Raw genomic sequence first — 9968 nt, 5'->3', positions numbered from 1 at the left:
ACATGGGCGACCCGGGCTTCCTGGAGCGCTTCCGCGCCGAGGCCCGCCACGCCGCGCTCGTCAACCACGAGGGGATCGCGAGCGTGTTCGACTACGGCGAGGAGAACGGCTCCGCCTACCTCGTCATGGAGCTCGTGCCCGGTGAGGCGCTGTCCACGATCCTCGAGCGCGACGGCGCCCTGAGCGCCGACAAGACGCTCGACATCGTCTCGCAGACGGCATCCGCTCTGCAGGCGGCGCACGCCGCCGGCCTGGTGCACCGCGACATCAAGCCGGGCAACCTGCTGATCACGCCCGACGGCCGCGTCAAGATCACCGACTTCGGCATCGCGCGCATCGCCGACCAGGTGCCGCTGACCGCCACCGGCCAGGTGATGGGCACCGTGCAGTACCTGTCGCCCGAGCAGGCCTCCGGCCACGCCGCATCACCGGCCACCGACGTGTACTCGCTGGGCATCGTCGCGTACGAGTGCCTGGCGGGCAAGCGCCCCTTCACGGGGGAGTCGCAGGTCGCCATCGCGATGGCCCAGATCAACGAGCAGCCGCCGCCGCTGCCGTCGACGGTGCCTCAGCCGGTGCAGAACCTGGTCATGGCGATGATCGCCAAGAAGCCCGCGGACCGGCCGTCCTCGGCTGCGACCGTGTCGCGCGCCGCGCAGGCCCTGCGGCGCGGCGACCTGAACTCGGCCGCGATCGCCGTGCCCGCCATCGCCGGTATCGGCGTGGCGAACGCCGACGCCGCGACGCGCATCCTCACCGGGATGGGCGACGGTCAGGCCACCAGCATCCTGCCGACCACGGCTCAGCTGCCCACCGGGCAGGCGGATGCCGAGGAGCAGCCGCAGAAGAAGAAGCGCAGCCCGTGGACCTGGCCCCTGGTGGCCCTGATCGCGCTGCTCGTCATCGCGCTCGGCGGCACCCTGCTGGGTCTGCTCCTGAACCAGGGTGACGGCAAGCCAGTCGACAAGACGTCGAGCTCGGCGCCCCCCACGACTCCGCAGAACACTCCGACCGAGACAACGCCGACGACAGTCGATGTCGGCGCGTTGAACCTCGTCGGACAAACCTGCGATGCGGCGACCAAGTTGCTCGATGATAAGGGTCTTGTCGCAAAGTGCACACCGCAGCAGGCGGCACCATCCGAAGACAAGGTCGGACAGGTGTACGAAGTCCTCGACGGCGGCAATCAGCCGATCGGCGCCACCGTTGAACTGCTCGTGTACGGCGACCAGACTCCGCTCGCGCAGCCGGGTGCTCCTATGCTGCCCCAGACCGTCGAGACCGGCACCGAGGTGCAGGTGACATGGGCCGGCTTCAGCTGCGGCAACGGCCAGGGTCAGCCGAGCGCTTACAACTTCACGGTTCAGGGCGGGACGTTCAAGGTGAACGGCAAGTCGACGGCATCCTTCGGCGGCGGCGACCGTACCGCCACGATCACGGTGACGGGCGCACCGAACACCGCACTCGTGGTCAAGTACACCGTCACGTGCTCCGGCGGCACCGCTGGCGAGCGCACGACGGGCGACTCGCCCGAAGCCGTCGCCTCTGTCCAGGCGAGCGGCCCCCTGCCGACCGAGGGGATCACGCCGCCTCCCGCCAATTGATCAGGTTCCAGCGGGTAATCTGACAGGAGACTTCAAGGCATCAGGGGGAGACGGGACGTGACGACAGAGCCGCGCATTCTCGCCGACCGCTATCGGGTCGATGAGGTGATCGGCAAGGGCGGCATGGCCCAGGTGCACCGCGGGTACGACCTGACGCTGGGCCGCGAGGTCGCGATCAAGATCCTCGACCCCGAGCTCGCGCGCGACACCGCGTTCCGCACCCGGTTCCGCCTGGAGGCGCAGGCCGCCTCGCGCATGTCGCATCCCTCGATCGTCCGCGTCTTCGACGCCGGCGACCCGGGCGCGACCCCTGGTTCGCAGGGCGAGACCGAGCCCTACATCGTCATGGAGCTCGTGCACGGCACGCTGCTGAAGGACATCATCGCCGCGGGCCCCCTGTCGGTCGAGGATGCCATCCGCTACACGGACGGCATCCTCGAGGCCCTGGACTACTCGCACCGCGCCGGTGTCGTGCACCGCGACATCAAGCCCGGCAACGTGATGATCACCGACAAGGGCACCGTCAAGGTGATGGACTTCGGCATCGCCCGCGCGGTGTCGGACTCGTCGTCGACCGTCGCCGAGACCACGCAGATCATCGGCACCGCCGCATACTTCTCGCCCGAGCAGGCCAAGGGCGAGTCGGTCGACTCGCGCACCGATCTGTACTCCACGGGCGTGGTGCTGTACGAGATGCTCACCGCACGTCAGCCGTTCCGCGGCGACTCGCCGGTGGCCGTCGCCTACCAGCACGTCAGCGAGACGCCGGTTCCGCCGTCGGAGGTGAACGAGGAGCTGCCCCGCGCGCTGGATGCCGTGGTGCTTCGTGCTCTCGCCAAGGACCCGTACCAGCGCTTCCCCGACGCCGGCTCGTTCCGCATGGCCCTGCAGGGCATCACGACAGGGCACGCGCCCACGAAGAAGGAGATCGGCGCCCTCACCAGCGAGCTGTACGGGTCGAGCCCGCGTCAGGCGCAGGAGACGGCCCGATCGCTGCGGCAGCTGAGCACAGACACGACCATGACCCGCACCCAGTCCGGGCCTCCGGTGGCGTGGATCTGGGCTGGCGTGGCGCTGCTCGCCGTACTGCTGGTGTCCGTGCTGTTCTGGGTCGTCAGCCTCTCGATGCGCCCGCCGGAGACGCCCTCATCGTCGGTGACCGTGCCGAACCTGGTGGACCTGACCGTCGCCAAGGCGAAGACCGAGCTCAAGGACGTCGGGCTGGTCGCCGACGTGCGCCACGAGTCCAGTGCGGACTTCGAGGTGGATCACGTGATCCGCACGCAACCCGGCACGAATGCGAAGGTCTCCAAGGGCGAGTCGATCATCGTGTACGTGTCCACCGGCGCCGACACCATCGACATGCCTGTGATCGAGGGGCTGTCGCAGGACGACGCGACCAAGGTGCTCAAGGACAACGGGCTCGTGCTCGGCACGATCGAGCAGACCAACGATCCGACCGCCAAGGCGGGCACCGTGCTGCACTCCAGCCAGGAGGCCGGCACGAAGGTCGCGCCGGGGACGACCGTGAACCTGGTGGTCGCGAACGGCAAGGTGACGGTCGAGGACATGACCGGCTTCACGATGGATGCCGCGACCAAGAAGCTCGAGGCGCTGTCGCTGACGGTCACCCCGACCGAGGTCGGCGCCTGCACCGACGGGCGGTCCCCGAACACCGTGCTGTCGATGACGGTCTCGCCCGGTGAGGTGCCGATCCTCTCGACGGTTGGCCTGAGCTACTGCACGGCCGGCTGATCCCGCTCCGCGGCTGAGGGCACGCCCGCCAGCCAGTTGCCGAGCAGGCGGTGCCCGTGATCGGTGAGCACGCTCTCGGGGTGGAACTGCACGCCCAGGATCGGCAGACTCTCGTGGGCGACGGCCATGATCGTGCCGTTCTCGGCGCGCGCGGTGACCCGCAGCTCGGCGGGGAGATCCGACTCGACCAGGGCGAGGGAGTGGTATCGCCCGGCGGCGAACGGAGAGCGGATGCCGTGGAACAGCGCGGACCCGTCGTGGGTGACCTGCGACACCATGCCGTGCATGAGCTCGGGCGCTCTCGCGACCGTGCCGCCGAACGCCTCGCCGATGGCCTGATGGCCCAGGCACACGCCCAGCAGCGGCATCCGCCTCTCCGCCGCGGCGCGCACGACGGCCAGCGACGCCCCAGCGTCGGCGGGGGTGCCCGGGCCGGGGGAGATCATGACGGCGTCGTGGGCGTCCAGCCGAGGATCGAGGTCGTTCTCGTCCAGGGCGTCCGCCTCCACCATCGTCACGACGGCGCCGAGTTCGCGCAGGTACCCGATGAGGGTGTGCACGAAGCTGTCGTGGTTGTCGACCACGAGCACCCGCACGCTCATTCCACGTCGACCTCTCCCGGGGTGATCAGCGGGCTGACCCACGGGAACACCCAGAAGAACAGCGCGTAGAGCACCGCCGCCAGCAGAGCGAGCAGGATGATCAGGCGCACCCACCAGGGGCCGGGCAGGAGGCGCCACAGTGCTGCGTACATCGGTGGTTCTCCTCAGAGGGACGGGGTGGCGGTTTCGACGGGGGCGAGGGATGCCGGCGGGCCCTCGGCGCGCGGCTGGAAGCCCTCGAACACGCCGTAGGCGACGATGCGCTCCGCGAGGGAGTACAGCGGTGAGCACGCGGTGAGGGTGATGTAGCGCTCGCCCGTCTGCTGCTCGGGCATCTGCGGCACATCGTCGAGCACGTCGACCTGGGTGGGCTTGACGTACTCCAGCGTGCGGAAGCGGTAGGTGTACCAGCCGCCCGGCGTCTCCACGACGATGGCGTCATTCAGCTTGAGCTTGTCGAGCTGATTGAAGGGCTTGCCCCAGGTGGTGCGGTGGCCGGCGAGCGAGAGGTTGCCGATCTCACCGGGCATCTTCGACTGCGTGTACAGGCCGATGCCGATCCGGTCGAGCGTGCGTGCACGGCTGGTGCCGCCGGCGATGTCCTTGGCGTAGTCGGCACCGAACCGGGGGATGCGCATGATCGCGAAGCGCTGGCCGTCGGCCGGATGCCGCAGGACGGGCAGCGCATAGCTGGTCGTGCCGTCCGCGGCCTCGACCAGCGGCGGCGGCTCGGGAGCGGGGGCTTCGGCCCACTGGCGGATGGTCGCCGCGCCCTCGGCGTTCTTCTGGGCGTTGATGATGACGTCACCGATCCACATCTGCCAGGCCACGAAGAGAAGCACGATCACGCCGGCCGTGAGCAGCAGTTCACCGAGCACGCTCGTGACCGTCGCGCGGGAGCGACCCGCCACGCGCCGGGTACGGCGTGTCGGCGCGGAAGCGTGCATGAGGGGAAGTCTATTCGGCCCGGCTAGACTGATCCCCATGGCACGATCTCGCGTACCCGAAGAGCCCGTCGACCGCCCCGAGGGCGTCGACGACGCCGCCCCCAACGCCGTCTGGTTCAAGCCCGTGATGGTCGGCTTCATGCTGCTCGGGCTCGCCTGGATCCTGGTGTACTACATCTCCGGCTCGCTGTACCCGATCCCCGGCCTCGGCGGCTGGAACCTCGGCATCGGCCTGGCCATCGCCCTGGTCGGCTTCCTCATGACCACCCGCTGGCGCTGACGCCAGTCGCACACAGACTCAAAGGGCCCCTCGCGCAGCGAGGGGCCCTTTCCGTCCCCCGTTGTCCACAGGGGTTCTCCCCAGAGTTATCCACAGGCTGGGGAGAATTACACCGGTGTTATTCACACAGGGGGATAACCCTGTTAACAACCGTTGATCAGCCTTAAGCGAGAATCCAGTTGCCCGCGACGGCGAGTCCGAGCACCAGGACTGTGAGTACCGAGAGCAGCACGATCTGCCAGGTGCGCTGGTCGCGGCGCTTGGTGTTGATGTAGATCAGCGCGATGAGGGCGCCGACGATCAGACCGCCCAGGTGGGCCTGCCAGGCGATGCCGGACACGATGAAGCCGTAGGCGAAGTTGATGGCCAGCACCACGAGGATGCCGGTGACGTTGGCGCCGATGTGGCGCCCGATGATCAGCAGGGCGGCCATCATGCCGAACAGCGCGCCCGACGCGCCGACCGTCGAGGTGCCCGGCGCCATGAGCGCGACGGCGACCGAGCCGCCCAGACCGCTGATGAGATACAGCGCGAGGTAGCGGCCACGGCCCAGCATCGGCTCGAGGGTCTGTCCCAGCATCCAGAGCGCGAGCATGTTGAGCCCGAGGTGCAGGATGCCGCCGTGCACGAAGACCGAGGTGAGCAGCCGCCACGGCTCGAACGGGAAGCCGGAGAGGTCGGGATAGAGGTAGACGGCGTTGAACAGCAGCGCGCTGGTGATCTGCGCCCCGACGCCCGGCAGCAGCTGCAGCAGGCCGATGGCCGTGGTGATCGCCAGCAGCACGTAGGTGACGACGGGCCGGCCGCCGCGGCCGGTCATCGCGACGGGGCCCCGGCCCCAGGCGCGACGGGCGCGGCGCTGGGCCGGGGACTCCGCCTTGCGCTGCTCCTTCATGCACTCGGGGCAGATGACCCCGACGGGTCCCTGCGTCTGGCATTCCGGGCAGATGGTGCGCATGCAGCGCTGGCAGAGCACGAAGCTCTGCCGATCCGGATGCCGGTAGCAGAAGTTGTCGCGATTGCTCGTGAACTCTGGGGTCGTCATCCGGATCGGCTCGCGCTCTCAGGCCTTGACGATGTCGATCGACTGCAGCACGACCGGCTCGATCGGGCGGTCGCCGGCCGCGGTCGGCACGGCCGAGATGGCGTCGACGACGGCCTTGGAGGCCTCATCGGCGACGGCGCCGAAGATCGTGTGCTTGCCCTGCAGCCACGGGGTCGGGTCGGTGGTGATGAAGAACTGCGAGCCGTTGGTGCCCTCGACCTGGCCGGTGATGGCGTTGCGGCGCAGGCCGGCGTTCGCCATGGCGAGGATGTAGGGCTCGTTGAAGTTCAGCTCCATGTTGATCTCGTCGTTGAAGTTGTAGCCGGGGCCCCCGACGCCCTGGCCGAGCGGGTCGCCGCCCTGGATCATGAAGTTGGGGATGATGCGGTGGAAGATGACGTCCTTGTACAGCGGGCCCTCGCCGGGCTTGCCCGTGGCGGGGTGCGTCCAGTCCTTGGTGCCGTCGGCCAGGCCGACGAAGTTGGCGACCGTGTTCGGGGCGTGGTCGCCGAACAGGTTGACGACGATGTCGCCGTGGTTGGTGTGCAGGGTTGCGACGTGAGAAGCGTGAGGCATGGTGACATTCTCGCAGAGCGACCTCTGACCGGGCTGGCATGTTCGCAGATGTTCGCCCTCAGCGCCAGATCCCTGCCCGCATCCAGCCTCGCATGGCAAGATGAACACGAACGGACTCCGACCGACGGGAGAGCAACGTGAACCTCAGCCGCAAGCGCAAGAAGGAACTGCGCAAGCTTCAGGATGATGCAGGACATCTGTGGGAGGCGCAGCAGGTGCTCGTCGGCCACGCCGCGGACATCGCCCGCGAGGCGGGCCGCCAGCTCGGCAACTTCAACCGTGAGCAGGTCGTGCCGGTCGTACAGGACGCCTACAGCCGCAAGGTCGCCCCGACGGTCGATCGCGGGCTGAAGATCGGCAAGCACGTCGTCGACGACAAGGTGGTCCCGATCGTGGGCGGCGTCGTCGGCACGGCGCTGTCGGCCTGGGACGTCGCGAACGCCAAGCGCAACGGCGTGCTGCACCGCGCGCCCGCCGCACCGCAGAAGAAGGGCATGGGCCTCGGCTCTGTCGTGGCCCTGGTGCTCGGCGCCGCGGCCGCCATCGGCGTGGTCGTGGCCGCCTGGCAGGCGCTGCGCGCGGACGATGAGCTGTGGGTCGCCGACGACCCGCTGTCGACGCCGAACGCCTGAGCATGGCCGACCCGCACGAGCGGGTTCGGGCAGCAGCATCCGCTCGCGGACTCGAGATCGAGATCCGCGAGCGTCCTGCCGCCCGCAGCCTGCACGAGGCAGCCGAGCTGCTCGGCCTGCAGCCGTCCGACATCGTCAAGACGCTGGTGGTGAAAAGGTCCGACAATACGTACCTGTTCGCCCTGGTGCCCGGCGGGCGGTCGATCTCGTGGCCCAAGCTGCGCGCGATCGTCGGCGTGAACAAGCTGCGCCTGCCCGAGCCCGAGCTGGCGCTGGCCGCGACCGGCTACGAGCGCGGCACCATCGTGCCGATCGGCAGCACCACCGACTGGCCGGTGTTCGCGGATGAGACCATCGTGGGCCGCCGCATCGCGATGGGCGCCGGCGCGCACGGCTACAGCCTGTTCGTCGACTCCGACGATCTCATCCGCGCCTACGGCGCCACGGTCGCCGACATCTCCGAGCCCGAGAAGCCCCGCGACTGACGCTCAGCGCTGGTACAGCAGCTTCTCGCCGCCGACGGTGAGCTCGCGGGGAAGGGTGCGCACGAGCACGTCCATCGTGTTCTCGGAGTCGACGAGCACGACATCCGCTCGCGATCCGGCGGTCAGGTCGTTCTTCTGCACGCCCGCGAACGGCGCGCCGCCGGCCTCGGCGAACTCGTGCAGGCTGAACTGCTTCATCCGCAGCGGCGCGACGGTGGTCATGGAGATGTCGAGCTCGCCCATCTGCTGCAGCAGATCGTGGCGGCGCGCATCGTCGGCATCCACGATCGCGAAGCCGTGCGCGATGTTGACCCGGCCCTGCAGGCCGAGCTTCTGGGTGCGGTCGACGATCAGGTCGAACTGGAAGGCGCCCAGCGATCCGCCGTCGTGCAGGTGGATGTCGATGCCGACGCCGTGCTCGGCCGCGAGGGCGAAGATCGCGTCGATCTGTCCGACCGGGTCCTTGTCGATGCCGGCGGGGTCGAGGCCTCCGATGTGCTCGGCGCCGGCCTTCGCAGCATCCGCGAGCAGCTCCAGCACGCCCGGGCGGCGCTGCACGCCGTCCTGCGGGAACGCGACGATCTCGCAGGCGATGCCGCCCTCGTAGGGGGCGACGGCCTCGCGGACGGCCTCGATGCCGCGCTGGCCGAGGCCGAGGTCCACGTCGACGTGGCTGCGGATGGCGGTGGTGCCGTGCTTGACGAATTCGTCCAGCACGCGCGAGGTGAGCTCGCGGCTGGGGATTCCGAGCTCGTCGCGGTGCGCGCGCTCGTGCTGGATGCGGCCGTCGGTGCTGCGGACACCGCCGTAGGACTGCCACGGCAGACCCCACCACGACTTGTCGACGTGGGCGTGGGCGTTGACGATGCCGGGGATCGCGAGCAGGCCGCGCCCGTCGATCTCTCCGGCGTCGATCGGAGCGCCGGAAGCCGCGACGACCTGCGAGATGCTGTCGCCGTCGATCAGGATGTCGCTGAGCTCACCGCCCCAGGATGACTAGAGGATTCCCGCCATCCGCATCGCGATGTCCACGAGCTTCACCCGCTGCAGCTCCGCGACCTCGGCGATCGTGAACCACGCCGCCATGTCGGTGGACCCGTTCTGCTCGAACCGCAGCCGACCGCCCGTGATCTCCGCGCGATACACGATGCGGATGGTGTGCAGGGGCGAGCGCTCCCGGTGCACCCGCTGCGACCCGGGGATGACGCGGGAGTGGATGCCGAGCAGCTCGGTCGTCTCGATGTGGAAACCCGTCTCCTCGCGCAACTCGCGCCGCACGGCGACCTCGGGATCCTCACCCTCCTCGAGTCCTCCGCCCGGCATGGTCCAGGCGACGCGGCGCCCCTCGGTCCAGCGTGCGAGCAGGATGCGGTCCTCATCGTCGGTGACGACGGCGTAGGCGGCGACGCGCAGATCCATGGATTCACAGTAGCGCCGGTTCCCGCGAGCATCCCGGGCGGTCCCGCAATGCGGAGTCCGGGTGCCCGGTGGCATCCGATCAGGAATCGAGAAGCGCGGCGAGGACGCCGCTTCTAGCGTGGGATCAGACACGAAGGAGGCCGACATGGCTGAGCAGGAGAAGACCGTGGTGTTCTCGGACGAGGAGCGCGCGGCGATGAAGGCGGCGTCGAGCGAGCGCCGCACGGCCCGTTCGCGGGCGAAGAAGGACCCGGACGAGGTGCGCCGTGAGGGCGAGGCCGAGGTGCGTGCGAAGCTGGCCGACATGCCCGACGACGACCGGGCGCTCGGCGAGGCGCTGCACGCGATGGTCGGGGAGGCCGCGCCGCAGCTGGTGCCGCGCACGTACTACGGCATGCCGGCGTACGCGAACGAGGCCGGCAAGGTGGTGTGCTTCTACAAGCCGCGATCCAAGTTCAAGGTGCGCTATTCGACGTTCGAGTTCGAACAGGCCGCCAACCTCGACGACGGGGCGATCTGGCCCACCGCATACGCGGTCACCGCGCTGGGAACGGAGCAGCTCGCCTTCCTGGCCGAGCGCGTGCGGATCGCCGCATCCTGACACCTGTCCCGCGTGCGGATGC

13 protein-coding genes (1 of these 13 cut by a window edge) are annotated in these 9968 nt (G+C 69.2%); 6 read left to right on the top strand and 7 right to left on the bottom strand.

The features are described from left to right. Positions 1 to 1604, top strand: the 3' portion of a protein-coding gene (locus BGN97_RS05540) for a serine/threonine-protein kinase (RefSeq protein WP_292698729.1). 115 nt of this gene lie to the left of the window's left edge; only the last 1604 of its 1719 coding nucleotides appear in the window; its start codon lies off the left edge, out of view; the stop codon is at positions 1602 to 1604. Positions 1605 to 1661: 57 nt separating this feature from the next. Beyond that, positions 1662 to 3359, top strand: a complete 1698-nt coding sequence (gene pknB, locus BGN97_RS05535; RefSeq protein ID WP_292698727.1) for a Stk1 family PASTA domain-containing Ser/Thr kinase — start codon at positions 1662 to 1664, stop codon at positions 3357 to 3359. On the opposite strand, the gene BGN97_RS05530 is transcribed toward pknB, so the two are convergent. The 3 genes from BGN97_RS05530 to BGN97_RS05520 are packed head-to-tail and all read right to left on the bottom strand — an operon-like array spanning position 3341 to position 4908. Beyond that, positions 3341 to 3961, bottom strand: a complete 621-nt coding sequence (locus tag BGN97_RS05530) for an aminodeoxychorismate/anthranilate synthase component II (protein ID WP_292698725.1) — start codon at positions 3959 to 3961, stop codon at positions 3341 to 3343. The genes pknB and BGN97_RS05530 overlap by 19 nt on opposite strands. Continuing rightward, complete coding sequence (locus tag BGN97_RS05525; RefSeq protein ID WP_292698724.1) at positions 3958 to 4113, bottom strand: hypothetical protein; 156 nt, start codon at positions 4111 to 4113, stop codon at positions 3958 to 3960. Before BGN97_RS05525 ends, BGN97_RS05530 begins: the two co-directional genes overlap by 4 nt. Before the next feature lie 12 nt (positions 4114 to 4125). Further along, positions 4126 to 4908, bottom strand: a complete 783-nt coding sequence (locus BGN97_RS05520) for a class E sortase (protein WP_292698723.1) — start codon at positions 4906 to 4908, stop codon at positions 4126 to 4128. A 37-nt stretch (positions 4909 to 4945) separates the two neighbouring features. On the opposite strand from BGN97_RS05520, the gene BGN97_RS05515 reads away from it, so the two are divergent. After that, the gene (locus BGN97_RS05515) at positions 4946 to 5188 is read left to right on the top strand and encodes a cell division protein CrgA (RefSeq protein ID WP_285630961.1); all 243 of its coding nucleotides are present in this window, start codon (positions 4946 to 4948) and stop codon (positions 5186 to 5188) included. Positions 5189 to 5351: 163 nt separating this feature from the next. Here BGN97_RS05515 and BGN97_RS05510 read toward each other — a convergent pair whose 3' ends face one another. Both BGN97_RS05510 and BGN97_RS05505 read right to left on the bottom strand, forming a co-directional pair. Beyond that, on the bottom strand, positions 5352 to 6233 hold the full coding sequence (locus tag BGN97_RS05510; RefSeq protein ID WP_292698721.1) for a rhomboid family intramembrane serine protease: 882 nt from the start codon (positions 6231 to 6233) through the stop codon (positions 5352 to 5354). A gap of 18 nt (positions 6234 to 6251) precedes the next feature. Then, on the bottom strand, positions 6252 to 6809 hold the full coding sequence (locus tag BGN97_RS05505) for a peptidylprolyl isomerase (RefSeq protein WP_292698719.1): 558 nt from the start codon (positions 6807 to 6809) through the stop codon (positions 6252 to 6254). Positions 6810 to 6946: 137 nt separating this feature from the next. On the opposite strand from BGN97_RS05505, the gene BGN97_RS05500 reads away from it, so the two are divergent. Together BGN97_RS05500 and BGN97_RS05495 are read left to right on the top strand one after the other, a co-directional pair. Further along, a complete protein-coding gene (locus BGN97_RS05500; protein WP_292698718.1) occupies positions 6947 to 7441 on the top strand; it encodes a DNA helicase in 495 nt (164 codons plus the stop codon). Between the two features lie 2 nt (positions 7442 to 7443). Beyond that, the gene (locus BGN97_RS05495; RefSeq protein ID WP_292698717.1) at positions 7444 to 7926 is read left to right on the top strand and encodes a YbaK/EbsC family protein; all 483 of its coding nucleotides are present in this window, start codon (positions 7444 to 7446) and stop codon (positions 7924 to 7926) included. Positions 7927 to 7929: 3 nt separating this feature from the next. Here the strand turns inward: BGN97_RS05495 and BGN97_RS05490 are convergent, their stop codons facing one another. Further along, positions 7930 to 8751, bottom strand: a complete 822-nt coding sequence (locus BGN97_RS05490) for a hypothetical protein (RefSeq protein ID WP_292699024.1) — start codon at positions 8749 to 8751, stop codon at positions 7930 to 7932. 171 nt (positions 8752 to 8922) lie between these two features. Continuing rightward, positions 8923 to 9345 (bottom strand): NUDIX domain-containing protein, encoded by a 423-nt coding sequence (locus tag BGN97_RS05485; protein WP_292698715.1) that lies wholly within the window; start codon positions 9343 to 9345, stop codon positions 8923 to 8925. Positions 9346 to 9490: 145 nt separating this feature from the next. Between BGN97_RS05485 and BGN97_RS05480 the strand changes: the two genes are divergently transcribed. After that, complete coding sequence (locus BGN97_RS05480) at positions 9491 to 9946, top strand: hypothetical protein (protein WP_292698713.1); 456 nt, start codon at positions 9491 to 9493, stop codon at positions 9944 to 9946. Positions 9947 to 9968 lie beyond the last annotated feature (22 nt).

Origin of the sequence: Microbacterium sp. 69-10 (genome assembly GCF_001897945.1) — a bacterium.
GTDB lineage: Bacteria > Actinomycetota > Actinomycetes > Actinomycetales > Microbacteriaceae > Microbacterium.
The sequence above is the reverse complement of the archived record's forward strand: the minus strand, read 5'-3'. Positions and strand labels throughout refer to the sequence as shown.